This window comes from Listeria aquatica (genome assembly GCF_014223975.1).
Taxonomy (GTDB): domain Bacteria; phylum Bacillota; class Bacilli; order Lactobacillales; family Listeriaceae; genus Listeria; species Listeria aquatica.
Genome location: NZ_JAARRM010000006.1, coordinates 41,068 through 65,853, shown reverse-complemented (window position 1 = coordinate 65,853; position 24,786 = coordinate 41,068). Strand labels below are relative to the sequence as shown.

18 protein-coding genes are annotated in these 24,786 nt (G+C 37.6%); 16 read left to right on the top strand and 2 right to left on the bottom strand.

Going from position 1 to position 24,786, the window contains the following annotated elements; translation table 11 throughout:
• The first annotated feature begins 17 nt into the window (after positions 1-17).
• The 6 genes from HB912_RS11745 to HB912_RS11720 all read left to right on the top strand — a co-directional run bounded on the left by HB912_RS11745 (position 18) and on the right by HB912_RS11720 (position 6,873).
• Positions 18-1,310 (top strand): nucleotide sugar dehydrogenase, encoded by a 1,293-nt coding sequence (locus HB912_RS11745; protein WP_185374804.1) that lies wholly within the window; start codon positions 18-20, stop codon positions 1,308-1,310.
• Positions 1,311-1,326: 16 nt separating this feature from the next.
• On the top strand, positions 1,327-1,983 hold the full coding sequence (locus HB912_RS11740; protein WP_342354373.1) for a sugar transferase: 657 nt from the start codon (positions 1,327-1,329) through the stop codon (positions 1,981-1,983).
• Positions 1,984-2,000: 17 nt separating this feature from the next.
• Positions 2,001-3,146 carry a glycosyltransferase gene (locus HB912_RS11735; RefSeq protein ID WP_185374802.1) on the top strand — a complete coding sequence of 382 codons (1,146 nt, stop codon included), beginning with the start codon at positions 2,001-2,003 and terminating at the stop codon, positions 3,144-3,146.
• Positions 3,143-4,444, top strand: coding sequence for a lipopolysaccharide biosynthesis protein (locus HB912_RS11730; RefSeq protein WP_185374800.1), 1,302 nt, complete (start codon positions 3,143-3,145; stop codon positions 4,442-4,444). Before HB912_RS11735 ends, HB912_RS11730 begins: the two co-directional genes overlap by 4 nt.
• A 79-nt stretch (positions 4,445-4,523) precedes the next feature.
• On the top strand, positions 4,524-5,927 hold the full coding sequence (locus HB912_RS11725; RefSeq protein ID WP_185374798.1) for a polysaccharide biosynthesis protein: 1,404 nt from the start codon (positions 4,524-4,526) through the stop codon (positions 5,925-5,927).
• 49 nt (positions 5,928-5,976) lie between these two features.
• Positions 5,977-6,873 (top strand): hypothetical protein, encoded by an 897-nt coding sequence (locus tag HB912_RS11720; RefSeq protein WP_185374796.1) that lies wholly within the window; start codon positions 5,977-5,979, stop codon positions 6,871-6,873.
• Positions 6,874-7,043: 170 nt separating this feature from the next.
• Here the strand turns inward: HB912_RS11720 and HB912_RS11715 are convergent, their stop codons facing one another.
• Entirely contained in the window at positions 7,044-8,342 is a 1,299-nt protein-coding gene (locus tag HB912_RS11715; protein ID WP_185374794.1) for a GHKL domain-containing protein, read from the bottom strand.
• Positions 8,343-8,866: 524 nt separating this feature from the next.
• Here HB912_RS11715 and HB912_RS11710 point away from each other — a divergent pair.
• On the top strand, positions 8,867-9,634 hold the full coding sequence (locus HB912_RS11710) for a carbonic anhydrase (RefSeq protein ID WP_185374792.1): 768 nt from the start codon (positions 8,867-8,869) through the stop codon (positions 9,632-9,634).
• Between the two features lie 151 nt (positions 9,635-9,785).
• Here HB912_RS11710 and HB912_RS11705 read toward each other — a convergent pair whose 3' ends face one another.
• Positions 9,786-12,005 (bottom strand): Cna B-type domain-containing protein, encoded by a 2,220-nt coding sequence (locus tag HB912_RS11705; RefSeq protein ID WP_185374790.1) that lies wholly within the window; start codon positions 12,003-12,005, stop codon positions 9,786-9,788.
• Positions 12,006-12,596: 591 nt separating this feature from the next.
• Between HB912_RS11705 and HB912_RS11700 the strand changes: the two genes are divergently transcribed.
• From HB912_RS11700 to HB912_RS11660, 9 genes are all read left to right on the top strand, one after another.
• Positions 12,597-16,274, top strand: coding sequence for a nitrate reductase subunit alpha (locus HB912_RS11700; protein ID WP_342354372.1), 3,678 nt, complete (start codon positions 12,597-12,599; stop codon positions 16,272-16,274).
• Positions 16,264-17,832 carry a nitrate reductase subunit beta gene (gene narH, locus HB912_RS11695; RefSeq protein WP_185374786.1) on the top strand — a complete coding sequence of 523 codons (1,569 nt, stop codon included), beginning with the start codon at positions 16,264-16,266 and terminating at the stop codon, positions 17,830-17,832. The genes HB912_RS11700 and narH overlap by 11 nt, the downstream gene beginning before the upstream one ends.
• Positions 17,825-18,400, top strand: coding sequence for a nitrate reductase molybdenum cofactor assembly chaperone (gene narJ, locus HB912_RS11690; RefSeq protein ID WP_036074275.1), 576 nt, complete (start codon positions 17,825-17,827; stop codon positions 18,398-18,400). The genes narH and narJ overlap by 8 nt, the downstream gene beginning before the upstream one ends.
• On the top strand, positions 18,390-19,067 hold the full coding sequence (gene narI, locus HB912_RS11685) for a respiratory nitrate reductase subunit gamma (protein ID WP_036074273.1): 678 nt from the start codon (positions 18,390-18,392) through the stop codon (positions 19,065-19,067). Before narJ ends, narI begins: the two co-directional genes overlap by 11 nt.
• Before the next feature lie 69 nt (positions 19,068-19,136).
• Entirely contained in the window at positions 19,137-19,598 is a 462-nt protein-coding gene (locus HB912_RS11680) for a GAF domain-containing protein (RefSeq protein ID WP_052008599.1), read from the top strand.
• 1 nt (position 19,599) lies between these two features.
• Complete coding sequence (locus HB912_RS11675) at positions 19,600-20,640, top strand: sensor histidine kinase (RefSeq protein ID WP_185374784.1); 1,041 nt, start codon at positions 19,600-19,602, stop codon at positions 20,638-20,640.
• A complete protein-coding gene (locus HB912_RS11670; RefSeq protein ID WP_185374782.1) occupies positions 20,637-21,287 on the top strand; it encodes a response regulator transcription factor in 651 nt (216 codons plus the stop codon). The genes HB912_RS11675 and HB912_RS11670 overlap by 4 nt, the downstream gene beginning before the upstream one ends.
• A 108-nt stretch (positions 21,288-21,395) precedes the next feature.
• Entirely contained in the window at positions 21,396-22,574 is a 1,179-nt protein-coding gene (locus tag HB912_RS11665) for a nitrate/nitrite transporter (protein WP_185374780.1), read from the top strand.
• Positions 22,575-22,977: 403 nt separating this feature from the next.
• Positions 22,978-24,735 carry a Cna B-type domain-containing protein gene (locus HB912_RS11660; protein ID WP_185374778.1) on the top strand — a complete coding sequence of 586 codons (1,758 nt, stop codon included), beginning with the start codon at positions 22,978-22,980 and terminating at the stop codon, positions 24,733-24,735.
• The last annotated feature ends 51 nt before the right edge of the window (positions 24,736-24,786 follow it).

Genomic DNA, 24,786 nt, shown 5'->3' with positions numbered 1-24,786 from the left:
GGGGAGAGGTTTAAAAAATGAATCATACAATAAGCAATAAAATAGAAAATCGAGATGCTATTGTCGCTGTAATGGGACTTGGTTATGTAGGGCTTCCACTTGCTTTAGCTTTTGCTGAGCGAGGATTTAAAACGATTGGGTTTGATATCTCTGAAATGACGGTTGAGCAGGTGAAAAATGGTGAGACTTCTGTTTTGGATGTTTCAAATCACCGGTTGCAAACGGCTCTGTTTGAGGGGAAACTAGTTCCAACAAGTGATCCGGGGCTTCTTTCCCAAGTAGATGCTGTAATCATTTGCGTACCAACACCACTTACATCTTCACATGAGCCAGATGTATCTTCGATTGAATCGGCGGTTTCGCTTATAAAAGCCCATATTATAAAACCGGTTTTTATCTCGCTTGAGAGCACTACTTATCCGGGATGTACAAGGGAAGTGATCGTGAAGCCACTTGTAGAGGCTGGAAAACATTTAGATGAAGATCTGTTTATTTGTTTTTCGCCAGAACGAGTGGACCCAGGAAATGCGCTCTACCACACAGAAAATACACCTAAAGTTGTCGGTGGTATTTCCGAAGCATCCATTCAAATCGGAGAGATGCTTTATAAACAAGTAATTGATCAAATTGTTGTAGTTTCTTCTCCTGAGGTGGCAGAAATGAGTAAGCTACTTGAAAATACATTTCGTTGTGTCAACATTGCGTTCATGAATGAAATGAGCTTGATGTGTGATCGGCTTGGAATTGATATTTGGGAGACGCTTGATGCTGCAGAGACGAAACCATTTGGATTTATGCGTTTTAATCCAGGACCGGGAGTTGGTGGGCATTGCATTCCACTTGATCCGATGTATCTGTCTTGGAAAGCAAAACAAACGAACTTTTTTAGTCGTTTTATAGAAACGGCGCAAGATATTAATAGTAATATGCCTAAAAAAGTAGTCGAAAAAGCAACAAATTTACTAAATGAACAGGGAGCTGCGATATCTAAAAGTAAAATTTTATTATTAGGAATGTCCTATAAAAAAAATATTAATGATTTAAGAGAATCACCTAGCTTGGAAGTCTATGAAGAATTATTAAGTAAAAATGCGATAGTCGAATATTGTGATCCTTATGTCCCTTTCTTCAAAACAAAATCGGGTGTACTTCAAAATAGTTTGGACTGGGAGACGCTTCATTTAAAAGATTTCGACTTAGTTATACTTTTAACGAATCATACAGATTTTGATAGGGAGAAAATCAATCGTGAAGCGAGCCTGCTACTCGACACACGCCATCGCTCTTCACATAAAATGCCTGTTTATTAAAAAGGGGGGGGAAGAAGTGGATAGTTCAGAAAAAACGGTAGATTACCATCGAAAGCTCATTCAAAAAGGGATTAAGCGTTTTTTTGATATTATTGCGAGTTTGCTAGGCTTACTGATTACTAGCCCGATCACTCTTGTTGTAGTGATAGCCATTAAATTTGAATCTTCTGGACCTGTTCTTTTTAAACAATGGAGGTCAGGGAAGAACAATGTCCCTTTTCAAATTTATAAATTTCGATCCATGCACGAGGGAAGAAATGAATCCAAAGTAGTAGGAACTTATAACTGGCCACAAGGGGTCCCCGACGATTTTGTTTTTAAATCAACTGCGTGTAAGCAAAATGGAGTCACCAAAGTGGGAGCATTTATTCGTAAATACAGTTTGGATGAGATCCCTCAATTCTTGAATATTTTGAAAGGTGAAATGAGTTTTGTCGGTCCACGCCCTGAAATTATTGAAATCAGTCAAAACTACAATTTAACACAGAAAATTCGATTGCAAGTGAAACCGGGGTTAACAGGCTGGGCACAGGTGAATGGTAGAAGCAATATTAATCATGGGAAAAAAATCGATTTGGATATTTATTACGTGGAGCATTGGTCCATTAATTTAGATTTGAAAATTCTAATGTTAACCTTTTTTAAAGTTATTCGCAGTGCTGATGCTATCTGATTTCCAGGAGAAAGAAAATGGTGAAAGAATTAATGAATGAGAAAAAAATATTAATTGCTTCTTCAGTTCATGTTTGGTTTGATACACGAATCTATTATAAGGAAGCTTTATCGCTTTTGAATGCTGGCTTTGAGGTGGAAATTATCGCTCGTGAGTTTGAAGGAGAGTTTTCTCCTCAAGTGGATCCTAGGATTAAGTTAACTGTTCTTAAAAAATCACTGTCGCGTATTCAGGCGATTAAAGCCGTCTATCAAAAGGCTATAAAATCGGAAGCAGACATTATTCATTTACATGATCCTGAGTTGCTTTATGTGGGGGCTAAGATCAAAAAAAAGAAGAGTAGTATGAAGGTCATTTTTGATATGCATGAAAATTTTCCAAAAGCTATCGAGTCAAAAGAATGGTTACCAAAGATACTACGTAAATCATTAAAAAAAATAATTTCTTTTTTAGAGCCCAAATTTTTAAACCAAATGAGTGGTGTGATTTTTGCAGAAAAAAGTTATAAAAAAGACTACTCGCTTCAAGTAAAGACAGTTGATATTTATAATTTACCTCATGATCCAGGCTTTATAGAGCACAACAAAAATGCTCTTTTTACAATGACTTATGTAGGTGGAATAACTAAAATACGCGGAGCGATGGAGATGATTCAACTTGTTCATTTTATGCGTAGCAAGCAAAAAAAAGTAGTACAGCTAAGACTAATTGGACCAATAGATGAGAGCCTCAAAAAGACTTTGCAAAATTATTCGATTATTCATGGGATCGACCAACAAATTCAGTTTCTGGGACGACTCGGTTATCGAGAAATCTGGGAGGAACTTCGACAAACTGATTTAGGACTTTGTTTGCTTCATCCCGTTCCGAACTACGTGGAAAGTCTACCTACGAAATTTTTTGAATATATGGCATCAGGAGTTCCAATTGTTGCATCAAATTTTCCATTATGGGAAGAGTTTTTCGTGATTAATCACGTTGGATTAACGTGTTCTCCTTATCAGATAGAACAATTGGCTGGGGAACTAGCTGAAATTATAGAAACAGATGATTTATTGAAATTTTGGGCAAATGAAGGTAGGAGAAGATTCTTAGAAGATTATTGCTGGGAACAAGAAGAAGCTAAATTGATCACTTTTTATAAAGAAGTGAGTGCTAAATGAAAAATATAAATGAATTCAAGAAGCATGTTGGGACACTTATTTCAGGAAATGTACTTGCACAGGCTATTACCTTTGCTGCTTCACCAGTCCTCACTCGTTTATATAGCCCTGAAGAATTTGGCTTTTATGCGACTTTTGTTTCGCTTGTGAGTGTTTTGTCTGTGTTATTTGCTTTGACGTTCGAAAAATGTATTCCACTTGCCATAAATAGGAAGATTGCAGGACAAATTACGGTACTAAGTTTAAAATTAGCAGCTTGTTTCAGTGTCTTTTATATAGTAGTTGTAACAACTACCAGCTTTTCATTACTCAAAATGTTTACTGGCAGAACTTCACTTTGGCTCGAAATTATTTTGATTCTATCTGTATTTAGTGCCAGTGCTACCCAAACATTAAATTTTTGGCATTTACGAGAACAGTATTTTGCATCAACTTCAAGAGCTAAAGTATCTCAAAATTTGGGAAATGTTTTTAGCCAAGCTTTATTTTCTCAGTTCGACGCTTTAAGATCAAGCGGGTTGATTATCGGAGATGCATTTGGACGATTAGCAGCTTTTTCCATGCAGTACATGAGTTTCATACGTTTAAAGCAAGTAAAAGGAATTTTTAAAACTAAAATATGGAGTGCTTATATTTGGAAAAAGTATTATCGATTTCCCCTCTTTACTTCTATTTCAGTCCTTTTTAATGCACTTTCATTACAAATTCCAATTCTCGCTTTAAATCAATTTTTTAATGCTTCTATCGCAGGTAATTTTATGCTTACACAAAAAGTAATTGGCATTCCAATTACTCTTATTGGAACAGCAGTAGCACAAGTCTTTTATAGTACCGCAGCAAAAAGTATTGATTCTAATCCTATTCAGGTGCTCGTTCTTTATAAAAAAATTACGCGGAATCTGTTTTTCGTGACACTTCCCGTATTCGTTGTGTTTTCCTTTATTGCTCCGTTTGTTTTCCAAGCTTTTTTTGGAAAAGGTTGGTTTCTGTCTGGACAGTATTTTCAGATATTAGCTGTTTCATTTTTTTCGCAATTGATTGTTCTACCAGTTTCCCAAGTACTATATATTACTCACAATCAAATTGTACAAACGATTTGGGATTTTAGCAGATTTGCTTGTTTTTATCTAATTTTTTTGTCATGTCATTTTTTTCAGATAGGAGAACTTTCTACGATTGGAATTTATACGATTTTTTCAACAAGTTTTTATCTACTATTGTACTTGCTAGGTCGGTACTATATTTCAACTCAAGTTCAACAGCATGCCAGGAAACGTTCGATGCTTAATAGAAACTGAGAACAACTTTATCATTTTAGTCGGTAAATTCATGTTTTGAAGATAAGTCAAATTTAGTAAGTTAAAGTGAGGGGATTTTGTGAAAAAGAAAACATTAGTGGTTGGTGCAGGGATTGGTGGTAGATTTGTTGTTGAACAACTGCAGAGCACCGATAAATCAAAATATACCGTGATAGGGATTTTAGATGATGACCTAAGGAAAAGGTCGTTATTAGGGGTTCCTATAATTGGCAAGATTGAGGAATTACAAAGATGCATTATTAAATTAAAAATTCAACATGTGGTGCTTGCGATTCCAACATTGGATATAAAAAAACAGCAAACCATCATTAATGAGATTAGTAAAATGAAGATCACTTATTACGTATTACCTTCTGTTTTTTCCACGGCTCAAAGTCAGCAAGCGGCTGTGCCAGTATTGGACTATAGTAAGTTGCTCGTTGGACGAGAAGAATTCGCTCTAGATTATAAAAGTGTTAAGGAGAACTTTCAAAATAAAACGATTCTAATTACTGGAGCAGGAGGATCAATTGGTTCTGAAATCGCGAAGCAAGTTTTTCTTTGTAATCCCAAGTGTCTTATTTTACTTGGACATGGTGAAGGAAGCATTTACAAAATTGATATGGATCTTAGGGCTGTACAAGAAAAATTGAATCAGTCTACCGAAATTATAACGATTATTGCCGATATTCGAGATGAAGAGACTATAAATCGTGTGTTTGAAGAACAACAACCCAACATCATTTATCATGCTGCTGCGCACAAGCATGTCCCTTTAATGGAAAGTAATATCTATGAAGCTTTTAGTAATAATGTGATCGGAACGCATAATGTCCTTCAAGCAGCTAAAATAAGTAAGGCTAATCAATTTATAATGATTTCAACAGATAAAGCGGTTAACCCATCGAACAACATGGGGGCGACCAAACGCCTAGCCGAAAAGTTAACGCTTAGTATGAATGATCTTGATGGTTTATGCTGTAATGTTGTTCGCTTTGGAAATGTACTTGGAAGTAGAGGGAGTGTATTTCCTAAACTTTGGGAACAATTACACAACTATGTACCACTAACAATTACAGATCCAAATATGAAACGCTATTTTATGACGATTCCAGAAGCAAGTAAATTAGTGATTGAAGCAAGTTTGTTAGAAAAGCCAAATGCGATTTTTGTTCTTGATATGGGTGAGCAACTTTGTCTTTCAGATATGGTGGACGAATTAATTTGTTTAGCAGGTAAAAATAAGGAGGACATTCCTATTAATTATGTGGGGATTCGACCAGGGGAAAAAATGAAAGAGGAACTTTTTAACGATAATGAGGGTGCCAAAAAAATCAGTGAAAAGTTATTTGAAGGCCACTATTTTACGAGTTTAGCGGACTTGAATATGATTTATACATTAATGTTAACTTACAAACGGGAGCCTGTAAAAAAACTTCAGGAACAAATTATTCAACAAGCTAATGTCACTGAAATTGGTTAAAGGAGTGAATATAATCGAAAGCCTATCTAAAAATTTAGAAGCGATAGATTTGAAAAATTATCAATTTGCGATGTTTACGAATACGGCAAACAAACGAAATAAGGACCAAATTCTTCCTGATAGATTGACGCCTTTTGGACGGATTTTGAATATACAAATTGCAAGCTCTTTTTTTGCCCAACAAGTTTTTAAGCAGGTTGATGGCGTCATTCCTCATCTACTTGTAGATATAGAAAGGAAGCAACCCGTTGAGCTTTATCAAATTGCATGGACAAGCTGTTCTCAGAGTGAAGTTCACCCTTTTAAAGCTAATGATGTAACCGTCAATGCTACAATAAATACACTCATGATTTATTTTTCGAATCAACTTGACAATTTGTCGGCCACTGTTTATGGGACTGGGAATTTGGCAATAAAAATTGCATTAAAACTTGCAGAATTAGGTGTAAACACATATGTTGCAGGGAGAAACTTAGTGAAAGTCGAGCAACTTGTCAATGCGTTAAATTTGATTTTACCAGCACATGTGCCTCAATCGATTAAAGTATTTCAAGAAACTAAAAGACAAGCTTCTGATGTATTTATTTCGGCTATATCAGCAAAACAACAATTGGATTCCAATTGGCTAGACTATTTAAAGGAAGAAGCCTTTATCATGGATGTTGGCATCGATAATTTTTCAGAAGCCTTTATTGAAAATGCCATTAAAAGAGGATGTACACTACAACGCATTGATATACAAGCAAGTATGGGCACGGAAATAGCAAATATTGAGACGTCTAATTTTTATGCAAATAAAATTCGTGGGATTCGTTATTTTAATGGTGAAACAGCCGTTGCTGGTGGAATTATCGGAAAAAGAGGAGACATTGTATTAAATAAAATTACAGAACCTTTTACTATTATTGGGCTTTCGAATGGCACAGGAGGATTAGAACCTTATTAGAAATTGAAAGAAGCATATTATCAATCTAAATTCATAGAAAATAAAATGATTAGAATATATAAATGGATACGGGAGAGCAATTATAAGGTTTTAGTTGTTCAACTAAAAAGTATCAATTAATTCTACTAAAGCCGTTTAAAAATGGTCAGTTCTAACCCTTGGAGTTGAAATCACACATTTTTGTTTTGCAATGGAAGTGTTAGTAGAACGCGAAACATATTTTGCGGTGTAACTTCCATTTCGAAATAGGCATCTTTTTCCCTTCTAATAAATTCTTGCAAAATATGGAGCCCTTGCCCTCTACCATTTCCTTTAGTGGAGAATCTTTTTCTAGTAGATAAACTTTCAAGATCGATGTTTTTTGCAAATGAGTTCTTTATTTCAAATAATAAGTAGGTGGATTCCACTTTTATACGAACATTAATTTTTTTTTCAGTACTAGTTGATGCAGCTTCAAAAGCATTATCCAAGATAATATTTAAACAGCGAACTAAATCAAATGTGGGCATAGCAGGTAAAACCACTAATTCATCAATTTCTTCGAGTTTAAGGATAATGGATTCAGTTTCCCATTTCTTGAAGTGAGTGATCAATAAACCCAGTAGTTCAGGAGATTGTAATCTTAACAGTTTGGAGTCAAAATAAGAATGAAGTTGGGTGTTCATATAACTGCTGAGATTATTAATCATTTCCAAAGCTGCGTCGTTATTTTTTTCCATAATTTGATAACTTAAAGAAAAAAGTAATCCAGAAAAATCATGTTTTAGTTCTTGTGTAAGTTGAATTTTTTGGAGTTCTTTTTTGTAGATAACATTAAGGCTATTCAATTCTTGGTTTTTTAAATTCATTCTCGCATATAGATAGAGGATGGAAAAGCCAAAAATAATATTGAGGAAAAACAAAAAATCACTTAATGAGTTAACAAGAACAGCATGAGAAGCAAATAGTAATAATAAAATGGAACAAACTATCCATGCTATAAAAAAGATTAGAGTTACTTTTTTTTGTTTACTCGATACGTCGATAGATAAAGAAAAAAATTGAAATTTTTGATTTAACCTGAGTACGAAGAGAGATAAATTAAAAGCGATGAGAGTGTTAAGCGCAATTAAAATAAAGATAATAGATACTTTATCATCTTGAAATACGATAGGTGCAATAAAATTATAAGTGATATAGGCAGTTAAAAATGAGAGAGTGTAGGTTAGTATAAAAAAAATAATGTTTTTTCCTAAGCTTTTCATATTTAAAGATACAATGAAAAATGAAAGAATAAAAAGAGCAGCAGATAAGTAAAAAGGAAGGTAATTCATAGACAAAACCACAGAAGAAAAAATGAGTGAAATAAGGGAAAGAGAAATAATTGTTATAAGTGAAAGATTAAAAACCTTTCTAAATAAGATTGTAACGACCCACTTAGACAGTAAAAAGCCAAAAATGAAGAGCGAGGAAACAGAACTAAGAATCATTAAGATTATCCTTTCACGAAATTATTTACAATTTTTCAAGAGAAGCTCCAAATGATATCAGTTAGTATTGCTCTAATAATATAGAGCATTTATTTAAAAATTGCAATCCCTAAAAGATGATTTGTATGGAATGATAGAGTAGATATACTGTGAGCAGGTTTCTATTCATATTTTAGTGATAAGTTAATGGCGTTAAGTATGACAATAAAAGAGAACATAAGGCTAACCGAGTAAAAGGAGGTTTGCCTTTTTTATTTGATTCGCTTCATCATTTATAAAGATCTCTCAAGTTATGTAAGTTCACCGAATAGGCTTCCAAAAAATTTGACAGATGAAGCTTTTTGGAATTTGTTTTGAGTATGATTGTATTGGAGTTTTAAATCAGGTGTTGGCTGTCAAGGTATATTTTTATTTAAAAGTAGGGGCATTTTATTTTTTTTGTAATATTTTGTCCATAGTTTTTTGGGTGACTAAGCGTTATAGTATAGTAGTGTTAATTAATTCATTCCAAGGAGGAAATACTTTTGAAAAAGACAGCATTAGCAGCCGCTTCTGTTCTTTCGTTATCACTGCTTTTTGCAGGGTGTTCGGATGATGGATCAGCTAAGAAATCAAGCGCGAGCAATGGAAGCAAAACAGAAAAAAAAGCCGAGGATCATTTAGATTATAATGATCAAAAAGGCTGGGAATTTGAAGCGGGGGATTCGCAATCTCCAATCAATATCGAGACAGCAAAAACGGAACCAATGAAAGATGAAGGTGAAATTGAACTAAACTATAGCAAGACAATGGTTGATGAAGTTGATAATGGCCATAGTATCCAAGTTGATGATACCGGATCGGCAGTTATAGATGGACGCAATTTCGATTTGCGACAATTTCATTTCCATGCAAAAAGTGAGCACACTGTAGATGGAAATCATTATCCTATTGAGGTGCATTTCGTTAATCAAGCGCAAGATGGACGCCTAGCGGTGGTCGCTGTTTTCTTCAAGGAAGGGAAAGAAAATGCCGCTTTTCAAGATGTTCTAAATAATATCAAAAAAGGTAAGAAGGCAGATGTTTCGAATCCAATTGAAGTTACACAAATGATTCCAACGAATAAAACGTATTATCATTATATTGGCTCATTGACTACTCCGCCGCTTTCCGAGAATGTAGAATGGTATGTTATGAAAAATCCTGTGGAAGTTTCAAAAGCACAAATTGAAACTTTTAATAAATACTATGATTCCAATAATCGTAAAGTCCAAAAACTAAATGGACGGAGTGTTTTAGAGCACGCTGAATAATTAGCGTAGATACTATGGGTAAGTAAACGTTTATATTTAGAAATAAATTCATTATGATTGGTGCTCCATTCTGTCATGGAACGGATGCACGGATAACAGTAAAAAGTTGATGCTAAAACAATGAAAATTCTGTTTAGCATCAACTTTTTATTTATTTTTCTGTTCGTCTATTATTTCGACGAATGAAAATAAATGTACCGATAAAAGTAATAAATCCCGTGAAAATGAGTAATAGATCACTTCGATAAGTGTCCCCTGTTCTTGGAAGTGATTTTTTCGTTTCCGTTTTTGGATCACTCATTTTGGGTGGTATGGGATCGATAACTGTTGGATTTGCTGGTACCGTGTTACTCGGATCAATCTTTATTGGTACGGCAATTTGATTTTCAACCGGTTTATAGACATTTGTAAAGTCATTTCCGGTTTGAATAGTTTGATAACCCTCTACAGGAGCTTCTTTAAGCGTATATTTATATTCATTTCCCTCGCTATCGTACTTTGGTAAAGAAGTGAATGTATACTTCCAATTGTCGCTTTCAGAGACTTTTTTAGACTGAACCTTTTTACTGTTTTGATAAAGTTCAATTGTAATAGAACTTGGTCTTTTTTGTGCGGCATCCTGATTGTCAAGCCATGTCTTACTGCCAGAAATTTGAACGCCTTCGACATTTGATTTTTCTAGTTGAAGAGTATTTTCCTCACTTGGTCGCACAGTAAACGGGATAGGCGTTGCATCTAAAATATAGCCATCAGGAGCCGCCACCTCTACGAAACTATATTTTCCTGGTTCAAGTAGACCAGTATTAACCTGCCCGTTAGCGTCAGAACGTAATTTTTCTTTGACTACTTTTCCTTCTGCATTTACGACATTAAAGAGAGCATTTGCCAAAGGTTTGTGAGTTAAATTATCTAATTTTTTGAGTACAGCAGTCCCTTTAACAGTTGTTGTAGCATCATTACTATAAATTTTGGTTCCCGCATAATTGATATATGCTTTGTTTGTAATTTTATAGCCTTCTTTTGCTGCCGAATTATGATAATTCACCTTGAATTGTATTTTTTTCTGCTCGCCTTCTGTAAGGTCTTTTAATAAAGTATATTTAACAGTATTTGTGGTGCTGTCATAGGTTCCGTTCGAAAAATATTCACTTGACGGTTCAACTGTGTTTGAAAAAGATGTGTGATCCGGCAGTGGATCAACAATTTCGCTTCCTGCTGGAATCGTCCCCACTTTAGAGCTTAAATTGAGTGAATAAATAAATGAGCCACCAGTCGTTGAAATGGTTTCTTGATTGACTCTTTTAATTAGTCCTATTGATTCATAGCTTAAAGTGTCTAAAGCCAAAGGTTCTGTTGCAGTTCTAAGTGTTGTGCCATTACTCTTTAGAATTGCTTGATTGTATTTCACCCCGAAATCTGATGCCGTTGCATTTATATCTACTTGTTGTGCGTACATAACAACATAGCTTTTGTTTGGTGAAATCGTCCCAAAATTAATTTTAAAACCAGAGGATGAAGTTGAGATTTTGTCTATAAATTCACTTGTCACATATTTCCAAGCAATTGGTAAACCAGCATCATCCCGTTCTGTCACTTCTGCGATTCGTATATGTTGCGAAGGTGTAGCATTACCGCTTGCACTAATATACTTGATGGGATCAATTAGTTCAGTTTGCTCAGGAATTACATCTTCAAGAACTGCATTTGGTATCTCCTGTTGGTTATAATTCACAAGAATAGCAAATACATTTGAAGAAGGTGCACTCGTACTCATAATTGCAACGTTTTCTCCATTTATATCTTTGTGTGGTCGAGTGCTCATCTTACTTAACAGAGGTAGCCCGGATATATCTTTTTTGATTTTTGATTTATCTGTGGCTGTGCTCATTTTTATGCCAGCTTTATATAAAGTCGCTTCATATGTTGCAGAATCTGGGGCACCATCTTTAAAAACGGGTGTTCCGTATTTGATTGTAAAAGTTTGGCCAGTTGCTTCAATTGGATTTATTTTTGAATGATGATATGCAACATGGAGTACATAATTTCCGGCGTTGTCTTCAGTTACGGCTGAATCTGGCAAGTAAAATGGATCACCAAGTAATAAATTATTGGTTAAATCAGAAACTTGTGCAACTGTATTCTTAGGAATCTTGATTTGGATTTCTCCATCTTTTTCTAGTTTTCCAGCCGATGCAGATAAAGTAACTCGAATTTCAGTTTGTTGACGTGAAGTCAAAGTTTCTGGAGCAAGTAATGTAACCCCAGGGTCGTCCTCTTCTTTTGCCTTTACGAAATGATTATTACTCACGAAATCCAGTATAGAACCTAAAACCAATAAACTAATTACTAGAATACCTATTATTTTTTTCATTAACCTACTCCTTTTATCAATGCGGTTTCTATTACTTTTAAATTGTCAAACAAGTTACGATATCTGTATTTAGTTACGTTATCCCCTTTTTTCGTAGTAACATTTCAAATTGTATACTTTTTATAAGGAAAAAGGCTGTAGAAAAAGAGTGAATAATTAAGTTATTTAAGTGCAAAAGGCGCTTAAAAAACCCTTGACTTTATTTCCTTTTTAGTATCTAAAAAGTTTTTAGTAACTTAGATATAAGTTTTAATGGAAGATTGCTGTTTGTGATATTCAATAGGAAATAATGATTTGTTTAAATAACGAATATTCTCGGGTTTTGGTATCAGGATTTGATGAAATTAATATCAGGTTTAATCGAATAAATGATTTTTAGCAAAAATTCCTGCTCATTGTTGAAGTCTATGCTTTATATTTTTAAAAATTTGTAACCTTGACAGGTGTTTCAGAAGTGCTTTGAAAATTTTTTTGATTTCTTCTGTAGCAGTTCAAATATAGCGGTTTCCCTAATATGTAAATCTCCTCACAAACGCTATAGTATAATTAAGAAAATCTCTTGATTTTGAAATGAAAATAGAGGTGAAAATCGTGAAATATCGAAAAAAAGGATTAAAATTCTTCAAACGAACAGAAAAATTTAATGGTAACTGGACGATTTTGGAAGAAAAAAGCCGAGCTTGGGAGAAGATGTACCGTGATCGCTGGTCGCATGATAAAGTTGTTCGAACAACACATGGTGTCAATTGTACAGGTTCATGTAGCTGGAAAGTTTTTGTGAAAAATGGAATTATCACTTGGGAAAATCAAGCTACTGATTACCCATCTTGTGGCGTTGACATGCCAGAATTTGAACCGCGTGGCTGTCCGCGAGGTGCGAGTTTTTCTTGGTATGAATACAGCCCACTTCGTGTGAAATATCCATATATACGCGGCTTACTTTGGAAAATGTGGCAAAATGCACTTAAACAACATCCAAACCCTGTTTCTGCTTGGGCAAGTATTGTTGAGGACCCAGAAAAAGCACAGGCCTATAAGGCTTCTCGTGGAAAAGGTGGGCAAGTTCGAGTCTCTTGGAATGATGCTTACGTTTTAATTGGCGCTATGTTACTTTATACCATCAAGAAATACGGACCAGACCGGATTGCTGGTTTTACACCAATTCCTGCAATGTCCATGATTAGTTATGCAGCGGGTTCGCGCTTTATTACATTGCTTGGTGGCGAAATGCTCAGTTTCTATGATTGGTATGCAGATTTACCGCCTGCTTCTCCACAAATTTGGGGTGAGCAAACCGACGTTCCTGAATCGAGTGACTGGTACAATGCTGGCTATATCATGATGTGGGGCTCAAACGTACCACTTACAAGAACACCGGATGCACATTTTATGACGGAAGTTCGCTATAAAGGTACAAAAGTTGTGGCAGTTGCGCCGGATTATGCAGAAAATGTAAAGTTTGCTGATAACTGGCTTGCGCCAAATCCAGGAACAGATGCCGCGCTTGCACAAGCAATGACGCACGTTATTTTGAAAGAGTTTTACCAAGATAAAAAAGAACCGATGTTTTTAAATTATGCAAGAAAATATACGGATCTGCCTTTCTTGATTTTGTTAGATCAAGATGCAAGTGGTGTTTATAAAGCAGGGCGTTTCCTTCGTGAAGCAGACTTTGGCAAAAATAGTGAGCATGCCGAGTGGCGGACATGCCTGATTGATGAAACAACAGGAGAAATTGTGTCTCCTAACGGGACGATCGGACAGCGCTGGGCTAAAGATGAAAAATGGAATCTAAGTTTGGAAAATGAAGATGGAACAACGATTGCTCCGAAACTTTCATTGCAAAAAGAAGGACAGTTTGAAAAAGTTGTTTTCCCATTCTTTGATGATGCTGGAAATGGTGTTTTTGAACGGCATATTCCAGTTCGAGAAATGACTCTTGCGGATGGGACAATTCGGAAAGCCGTGACAGTTTATGATTTGATGCTAAGCCAGTATGGAATTGAAATGTTTGATGGCGACGAGCTTGCGGCAAAAGATTTGGATGATGAATCGAGTAAGTATACGCCAGCTTGGCAGGAAAAAATTACAGGCGTGAAAGCAAGTATTGTCACGCAAATTGCTCGTGAGTTTGCTCAAAATGCGATTGATACGGAAGGGCGATCGATGATTATCATGGGCGCTGGAATCAATCACTGGTTTAATAGTGATACGATTTACCGGTCGATTTTAAATCTCGTTGTGCTTACAGCATCGCAAGGTGTGAATGGCGGCGGTTGGGCGCATTATGTGGGTCAGGAAAAATGCCGTCCGATTGAAGGCTGGCAAACAGTTGCTTTCGCGAAAGATTGGCAAGGCGCGGTTAGGCAGCAAAATGGGACAAGTTTCTGGTATTTTGCAACAGATCAATGGAAATATGAAGAAATGGAAAATGCGGCGCTGAAGTCGCCGATTGCGGATGAACTTCGGTATCAGCATCCGGCTGATTACAATGTGTTAGCGGCTCGACTTGGATGGTTGCCTTCGTTCCCGCAGTTTGATAAAAGTTCGCTTTCTTATGGGCAAGAGGCGGCTGAAAAGTCGGATGCGGAACTGGTGGAACAGTTAGTTGAGGATTTGAAATCGGGGGAGACGAATTTTGCGGTGGAAGATCCGGATAATCCGGTGAACTTCCCGCGTGGGCTTTTTGTTTGGCGTTCGAATTTGCTTTCTTCAAGTGGGAAAGGGCAAGAATATTTTATGAAGCACTTGCTTGGGACAACGGATAATTTGATGTCGAAGCAAAATGATGAGTTCCGCCCAGAAGAAATGGTTTGGCGGGATGAAGAGGTTCGCGGCAAATTGGATTTACTCGTGACGCTTGATTTTCGGATGACTGCAACGCCGATGTATTCAGATGTGGTTCTCCCAGCTGCTACTTGGTACGAAAAAACAGATTTATCCAGTACGGATATGCATCCATTTGTACATCCATTTAATCCGGCGATTGATCCACTTTGGGAATCTAAGTCGGACTGGAATACGTTTAGAGGGCTTGCAGAAGTGTTTTCGAAGATGGCGAAACATGTTTTTGAGAAGCCAGAACGCGATATTGTGATGCTGCCGCTTGGGCATGATTCTGAGAAGGAAATTGCTCAGCCTTACGGTAAAATCAAAGACTGGAAGCGGGGCGAAGTGGAAGCTATACCGGGCAAAACGATGCCAATTTTTCAAGTCGTGGAACGCGATTATCGCGAAATCTACAACAAATTTATCACGCTCGGACCGAATGTTTCTAGCGGAAAAGTTGGGGCGCATGGGACTCAATTTTCTGTGGCGCAGGAATATGAGGAGCTTAAGCAAATCAACGGTGTTTACGAGGACGACACGATTAAAGATGGAAAACCGATTTTGAAAGATGCGCGACATGCGGCGGATGCGATTTTGACGATTTCGAGTGCGACAAATGGCAAGGTGGCGGTTCGTGCTTGGGAAAGTGCGGAAGAAACGACTGGGGTTCCGCTTGCTGATCTTGCGAAGGACCGGGAAGCTGAAAAAATCACATTCCAAAGCATCACAGTTCAGCCTCGTGAAGTCATTCCGACACCTGTATTTACGGGTTCTAATACGAATGGGAAGCGTTACTCACCATTTACAACAAATATTGAGCGGCTTGTTCCGTTTCGAACATTAACAGGAAGACAACAATTTTATTTGGATCATGAATTGTTCTTGCAATACGGGGAATCGTTGCCTATATTTAAACCTACGCTTCCACCGCATGTATTTGCAAAGCGTGACAATTTTGATGAAAAACAAGATGCGGATGCGATCACGCTTCGTTATTTGACGCCACACGGAAAATGGAATATTCACAGTATGTATCAGGATAATCTTCATATGTTAACACTTTTCCGTGGCGGTCCTAATGTATGGATTAATAATGAAGATGCCGATGCAGCGGGAATTCAGGATAATGACTGGCTTGAGGTTTATAACCGAAATGGGGTTGTAACAGCCCGAGCAGTGGTTAGTCATAGAATGCCACGTGGAACGATGTTTATGTATCATGCGCAAGATAAACATGTGAATGTGCCAGGTAGTGAACTTACGGGGCAACGTGGTGGTAGCCACAACTCGCCAACGAAGATCCATGTGAAACCAACGCAAATGGTAGGTGGTTATGCACAACTTAGTTACGGCTTTAACTATTATGGCCCAATTGGGAATCAACGTGATTTGTATGTGAATGTGAGAAAACTGAAAGAGGTGGACTGGCTTGAAGATTAAAGCGCAAATTGGAATGGTCATGAATTTAGATAAATGCATCGGCTGCCACACTTGCAGCGTAACGTGTAAAAATACGTGGACGAACCGGCCGGGTGCGGAATATATGTGGTTTAATAATGTTGAAACAAAGCCGGGTATCGGTTATCCGAAACGCTGGGAAGATCAGGAAGAGTATAAAGGTGGCTGGACGCTTAATAAGAAAGGGAAGTTAGAACTGAAATCTGGTTCGAAACTGAATAAAGTGGCGCTTGGGAAGATTTTCTATAATCCCGATATGCCAGAAATGAAAGATTACTACGAGCCTTGGACATATGACTATGAAAACTTGTTCTCACCGGAACAGCGCAACAATCAACCAGTTGCTCGTCCGAAATCGGTTGTGACGGGTGCGAATATGGAAATCGAATGGGGACCAAACTGGGAAGATGATCTTGCTGGGGCTCCGAAAACGATGCCGCAAGACCCGAACATGAAGAAAATTGAGTCGGAAATCAAATCGAATTTTGAAACGGCATTTATGATGTATTTGCCTCGCCTCTGTGAACATTGTTTAAACCCAGCTTGTGTAGCTTCTTGTCCGAGTGGCGCGATGTATAAACGTGATGAAGATGGGATCGTGCTTGTTGACCAGGAAGCTTGTCGGGGCTGGCGCTATTGTATGACAGGCTGTCCTTATAAGAAAGTTTACTTCAACTGGAAAACGAACAAAGCCGAAAAATGTACATTTTGTTTCCCGCGGATCGAAGCAGGTTTGCCGACAGTTTGTTCGGAAACTTGTACAGGTCGAATTCGCTATCTAGGTGTTATGCTTTATGATGCTGACCGAGTAAAGGAAGCAGCAGAAACAAAAGATGAAAAAGCACTTTATGAAGCCCAACTTGATCTTTTTATTGACCCGAATGATCCGAAAATGATTGAACAAGCACGTAAAGATGGAATTTCGGAAGACTGGATTGAAGCAGCTCAAAACTCACCGATCTATAAAATGGCAAAAGAATACAAAATTGCTTTTCCGCTTCACCCTGAATATCGTACAATGCCGATGGTTTGGTACGTGCCACCACTTTCACCGATTATGAATTATTTTGAAGGAAAAGATTCGGTTGAAAACCCAGATATGATTTTTCCGGCAATTGAAGAGATGCGCCTTCCAGTTGATTACTTAGCGAGTATTTTGACGGCAGGAAATACAGAGGTGATTAAGTCGTCATTACAAAAAATGGCGATGATGCGGCTTTATATGCGAGCAGCTTCTTCTGGTAAGGACTTTGATATAACACGTCTTGAAAGAGTTGGACTTACAGAAACAGAAGTGAAGAAAATGTATCGCTTGCTTGCAATTGCTAAATATGAAGACCGCTTTGTAATTCCAATGAGTCATAAAGAGGACTACATTGATACTTACCGAGCACAAGGTGGAACAGGTTACTCGAATGATGTTTGTAATGGATGTAGCCTTGCTTCAGAACATGGACAGATGATGCAGGCTCAAGCAGATGGGAAGACAACTCAAGAAATGTACGAGGAAAGTTTCTATGGAGGGATTTGGCGTGATTAATGCAGCAGTTTTAAATGAAAAACGGCCGGTATTTGGCAAATTATCAAACCTGCTTGATTATCCAAATAAACTGTATATGAATGAAGCCTATCTTGAAACGGAATTAGATACTGCTGAAGCGGGGACGAAGGATCTTCTTCTTCGCTTTTGGCAGGAAATTGAAACGAAAAGTCTGTTTGAGTTACAACAGTTTTATACGGATAGTTTTGATTTTACTAAAAAATTATCGCTATATATGACGTTCTATAAATTTGAAGATGCGCGTGAACGTGGACAGATGCTCTCTAAATTAAAATTTTTATATGAAATGTTTGGTTTGCTAGCTGTCGATGCTGAATTAACAGACTTTTTACCGCTAATGCTTGAATTTTATGAAGCGGGAGACTGGTTTCAAGATGAGCGTGTTCAGGATTTAGAAGTGTTATTTGGCGTGATGGAAGATGGGACTTACTTTTTACTTCAAAACTTAAATGAAGAAGAAAATCCTTATCGATATCTAATTGAAGCAGTGCGTGTGGAACTTAAGGCATGTCTTTTACAAAAGGAGGGCTCTCAGTATGTGGAATGAATTTTTGTGGGTCATTGTTCCTTATCTTGTTCTTGCGAGCTTTATTGTCGGTCATATTTTCCGCTATCGTTACGATCAGTTTAGTGTGACCGCAAAATCAAGTGAAATGCTTGAGAAAAAGCAGCTAATGATTGGGAGTCTCCTGTTTCATGTAGGAATCATCTTTGTGATTGGTGGCCATTTTGTTGGGCTTGTTATCCCAGAATCTTGGACGGCGGCACTTGGAATTAGTGAGCATATGTATCATATTTTTGCGGTTGGAATCGGCAGCATCTTTGGTGTGATGACATTTGTTGGGATGTTTTTGTTGACGTTTCGTCGCTTATCAAATCCTAGTGTTCGTAGAATCAGCTCGACAGGAGATATTATTGTGAACATCACATTACTTCTCACCGTTATTCTTGGGATGGCTAGTACAGTCTTTGGAACGCAAGAAATCCCTGGTTTTGATTATCGTGAATCAATTTCGATTTGGTTTCGACAACTTTTCTTGTTTCGGCCAGATGCAAGTTTGATGATACACGTTCCAGTTCTATTTAAATTACACATTTTAAGTGCGTTTATCATTTTTGGCTTGTTTCCATATACGCGACTTGTTCATGCATGGAGTGTGCCGCTTAGCTACTTGAGGCGACGCTATATCATTTATCGCAAAAATCCATCTTAATAATCTGACTGTTTTTTTCAGTTAAATTGCGTTATAGTGATAGTATCAGTTCATGGAGGATTCGAGAAAATGGAAGGACAGCTAAAACATGAAATAACGGATTATTTAATTGAAGCAAGACTGGATTTAGGTGTCGATTTTCTTGGGATAGCATTAAATACAAGTGCAACGAGTGTGAAAGAAATTAGATGGTTGTTTGCTTCTGGGAATCGTAATAATCGCTATCAGAAAATTGTTTTGCAAAACGGAAAAGGAATAGCTGGAATTGTCTGGAAGACTGGGCGGGCAATGTCTGTTCAGAATTTAAGAGAAGAAGTGGATGATCTTTCGCAGTTTCCAATTGCGATTATGGAAAATCTAGTTTCGATCGTGGCTATTCCAATTCTCATGGAGCAGGAAGTTTTGGCGATTTTTCTAGGTGGATATCGCAAGGAAACCGTGATGGACGGACGAATCAAACGGCAAATGGAAGCGGTAGCGGCAAAGCTCTCGCCTTATTTGCTTCAATTTATGCAAAGAAAGGAAGATTAGCTTGACTGCATTTGCAAACCATCCTCATTTAGTTGATCTTTTTTTTGAAAAAACAAGTGATGCGATTTTTATCATGGATGGCAACCAGAAAGTCATTAAACAGAATCATGTAGCCGAAGAATTATTTGAGCATGGAACGACGATGGACTGGCAACAAATTAAAAATTTTTGTCAAATTTGTCGCGGTTGTATGTCGTTTGAAGAAGAGCATACATGTGCTAATTGCCGCATCAAAGAACGAGAAAACGGCGAATCTTTTCAAATCTATCTAACGAGCTTAGATGGAATAGAAGTGCCTTACAGTGCAAGTTTTACAGTTTTGGAAGAAAAAAATGGTATCGGCGTTTTGTCACTACGTAATTTAACTGAGCAACAAGAAACGGCCAAAGAACTGCAAAAATCAATGCTGACAAAATATGTGATGAATGCCCATGAAGCGGAACGGAAAAAACTTTCACGTGAACTGCATGATGGGATTGCTCAAGAATTGTATAGTGCGCTAATGGAAGTTAGAAAACTGAAATATATGGAAAAGGGTTCTTCTTTTGATACGCAGATGGATGGTGTCGAAACTTATGTGGCTAATATTTTGAGTGATATTCGGAATATGGCAGTGGATTTGCGCCCGGCAGCTCTAGATGACTTGGGCCTATATTCAGCCTTAAAGTCTTATTGTAAGCGTTACGAGCAGATTTTCGGCGTAGAAGTTGCACTTATTTCTGACATTCAAAATGCGCGGTTTGACCCTTTCATTGAGACCACGCTTTACCGTGTAGCCCAAGAGGCGTTATTAAATGCTGCTAAGTACGCGGATATTGACGATATTGTTGTTACTTTGCGGAGGAAAGATGAGGTCTTGATTCTTGAAGTAATAGATGACGGTTGTGGTTTTTCGACGGAGGACATTGAAGTTAAAGGCTCTGGACTAGGCTTGATGAATATGAAAGAACGCGTTGAGCTGTGTGGGGGGACTTGTGAGATTCATTCGGAGTACGGCAAGGGAACAGAAGTGATTGCTAAAGTAGGAGTTGAGGTCCGATGATTCGAATCATGGTTGTAGACGATCATGTGGTCGTGAGAAGAGGCTTGTCATATATCATTAATGAGCAGTCAGATATGCAAGTAGTTTCCGATGCTGCTGATGGGTTAGAAGCAATGATGAAACTGGAACAAAATGAAATAGATGTTATTTTGATGGATCTTAGCATGCCTCCAGGAGAAAATGGGCTCGTGACAACGAAAAAAATCAAGGAAGTAAACGAGAAAGTCAAAGTATTGATTATGACAATGCATGACGATGAAGAATATCTATTCCGAGCACTCAAAGTAGGAGCATCGGGATATTTGCTGAAAAATGCCTATGATGAAGAAATGCTTGAAGCGATCCGTGCCGTTTATGGAGGCGGTATTTATATCCATCCAAGTGTTGCGCCCGCTCTTGTTCGAGAATTTTTAACAAAAAATGAAGTGGATGAAAAAATCAATTCCTATGAACTTCTATCGAAACGGGAGCAAGAAATTTTGCCACTAATTGCGCTTGGATACGGAAATAAGGAAATTGCTGAAAAGCTGTTTGTATCTGTGAAAACGGTGGAAGCCCACAAAACAAGTATCATGCATAAGTTGGGATTTGAAAAGCGCACAGATTTAGTGCACTATGCAATTAAAAAAAATTTGATTGATTTGTAAAAGATATTGCCCTGTGTGCAATATCTTTTTTAGGTATTTCCCTAATAGTGTTTCATTTGTGAAAAAGGTATCATAATGATGTACAAAACCGTTAAAGGGGATATGAAAATGAATTACTCAAAAAAAGATGCAATCACGGCACTCATTTTTGCGACGGTTGCCATGGCGATTTCCTTCATGGTATGGGCATGTTTGTCGCCTGTAGCCAATCAAATCGCATCCGACTTTGGACTTTCGGCATCGCAAAAAAGTTTAATGATCGCAACACCCGTACTACTTGGTTCTGTCATGCGCATCCCAATGGGGATCCTCAGTGACCGAATTGGCGGAAAGAAAGTTTACATTGGAACAATGCTATTTATCATTATTCCACTTATTTTTGTTCCGCAAGTTTCTTCGTTTCCACTACTCATTTTATTAGCGCTTTTCCTTGGAATGGCAGGAACAACATTTGCCATTGCCATTTCGTATGTTTCTGCATGGTTCCCGCCAGAAAAGCAAGGACTTATCCTTGGTATTGCAGGAATGGGGAATATTGGAAATGCACTTGCAGGACTCATTATTCCACAAATTAATAAGTCTTGGGGATTTGACTGGGTCTACTATTCACTCATTATTGCACTTTTAGTTATCATCATTTTGTTCAGCTTATTCGCAAAAGAAATGCCAATCTCGGCAGAGAAAAAGACACTTGGCGAGCAACTATCTGTTGTGAAGGACAAAAATACTTGGTTCCTGTCATTATTTTATTTCTTAACATTCGGAGCTTTTGTTGCGCTTAGTAACTATCTACCAGCCTTTATGTCAGACCAGTTCCTGATGAACCCTGTCAATGCGGGACTTGTTTCTGCAGCCTTTGCGGCTGTTGCAACACTAATGCGACCAATCGGTGGTGTCGTTGCAGATAAAGCGAGCCCTACGAAGATCTTGACGGGATTATTCTTTCTTGTGATTGTCTTTGCGCTTGTCATGGCACTGTTACTCCAAAACTTCATTATTTTCATAAGTTGTATCTTCCTAACTGCACTTGCGATTGGGATTGGAAATGGTGTGGTTTTCAAAATGGTCCCAATGGTCTCTAAAGGAAACACAGGCGCTGTTACCGGATTTGTAGGGGCAGCTGGCGGACTTGGGGGCTTTTTCCCACCGCTTTTACTCGGAGCTATTAAGGATGCCACAGGTTCATTTTCATTAGGATTTGTCCTCTTAGCACTATTCGCCGTGATTTGTCTAATTGTAGTTTGGGCTGTTTATTTAAGGCCGAAGACAAACTATCAAAATTCTTAATAAAATGAATAACTCTAAAGCGTAACAAATAAAATTATGATATTTAGGAAAAATGAAAAGAACAGAAACTTTGAAACGAAACCATTTATAAAATGGTAGTTCTTAGGATTCTGTTCTTTTTGGTTTGATTTTTTGATTCTGGTTGAGAGAGTCAGATAATTCAGCTAGTAGGTTAGTGAAATTTTCATCTAGTAAAACTAGAAATTGATCGATAACAGATTTGATGTTTAAAGAAAATAGAATTGTGGAATGATTTAAAAAGATAGTTTTTGTTTCTTTTGGATGAAAAGAAACAATAAATGATATAACGGATCTACTTAACCACAAGGAGCTACATAGTTCAGCGAGAAAATATCATTGTTACTTTATACTTTTAAAAAGTATGTATGGGGGAGAGATGACAATGAAAAGAAAGATGAACAATTGGCTGCTTGTTTTTGCGTTGCTTTTTGGTTTAGTTGTTAACTTCGCGACGCCAGCTTCGGCGGCTGAAAACCTGGATGCGAGTCAGTTTGTAAAGGAAGTTTCGCTTAGTAATTCTTCTGGGCCTATTGGGGATAAGAAAATTAGTGATGCATCATCCGTGAATGCTACATATGATTTGACGGTTGGAGATGGGAGTCAAATTGATACAAGTCAGCCGTATACGATGCCTATGCCACAGGAATTGAAGTATGAAACTTCGGCGCCCATTGAACTTTTTACGGAAAATGGGGATCGACTTGGGAATGTAACTATTCAATCAGGAACGATAGCCATTCATTTTGATGACAATGTGAAAACAATGCGCAATGTAGAAGTGTTCTTTAATTTTTGGTCGAACTTTAACAAAGGAACTTTGGATTATGAAAACGGGAATGATTTAGCTTTTCCGCTACAAAGTAATCCAAACAATACCATCCATGTAAACTTTTCGAAAAGCAGTTCGGGTGGTGGATCGGGAACGAGTGCTATATCCAAAACATTAACTTATGACCGAACTGATCCAACGATTGTTCACTGGACAGTGACGGTGAATAATGGTGGTTATGAAGTCGCGGATTCTGTTTTTAAGGACACCATGGAAAATACACAAGACTATATCCCAGGTTCTGCTAAAATTCAGTATCGGAACTGGAATAAGCAAGTAATTGAGGAAAATACAAATGATTTGTCATTTACAACAAATGATGATGGAACGAAATCAACACAACTAGATTTTGGCTATTTAACAAGTGCCGATGCGAAGGAAGATGCGGCAAGAACTTCAGTCTTGATTCGCTATGACACCAAATTAAATTATAATGAGGACAACAACCGTTTCCCAAATCGTGCTTTTTCTTATGATGGAACGAAATTGATTGATTCAGCGCTATCAACAGCATCTTACCGTGGACAAGGTGGCGGAGGTTCTGGTGACGGTTTTATAGACGTAAATGGTGAGAAACATTGGGAGGACTACAACGATAAATTTGGAACGCGTCCAAAAAATATCACTGTGGAACTACTGCGTGATAATCAAGTTATTGACGAAACGAATGTAGTTGATAATGGCACGGATGATTGGGACTACTCGTTTGTAGATTTACCTGAATACAAGGAAACGGGCGAGAAATATGTCTATACAGTCCGAGAAAAAAGTGTTCCTGAGGGTTATACGAGTGATGTAGAGGGAACAGATATTACAAACCGATATGAAAACACTGAAAAAACGACGCTTGAAGGAACTATTGATTGGAATGACTTAGGTAATGAGCTAGGAATACGTCCAGAATCAGTGACGATTGAGCTGCTGCAAAATGAACAAGTATACGATGAGCAAGTTGTAAATCAGGACGATCAAGGGCTTTACAAATACAGTTTTGATAATCTTCCAAAGTATGATGATGATGGCGAAGTTTATAAATATACTGTTCGATTGAAAAATGTTCCTGCAGGCTATACGAAAGTAGCTGGCACATCAGGCATGACGTACCGACTAGATGATGTGACAACCGGAAAAGCACTTGCGAAGAAGCAGGAAGCTGCGAGAGATGAAGCGCCGAAAGTTACTCTAACAGGTTCTTCAGATACGGCAGTACTACCGCCGACAGGAGATGATGATGCCATTCCATTTGGAGGTCTGGCTGGAGTCGGATTACTCAGTTTAGGAGCAGCTTTATTATACGGCCGAAAGTTTTAAATAGTAAAAGCGAGAAAAAATGAATTGCAGAACATTTTTTCTCGCTTTTTT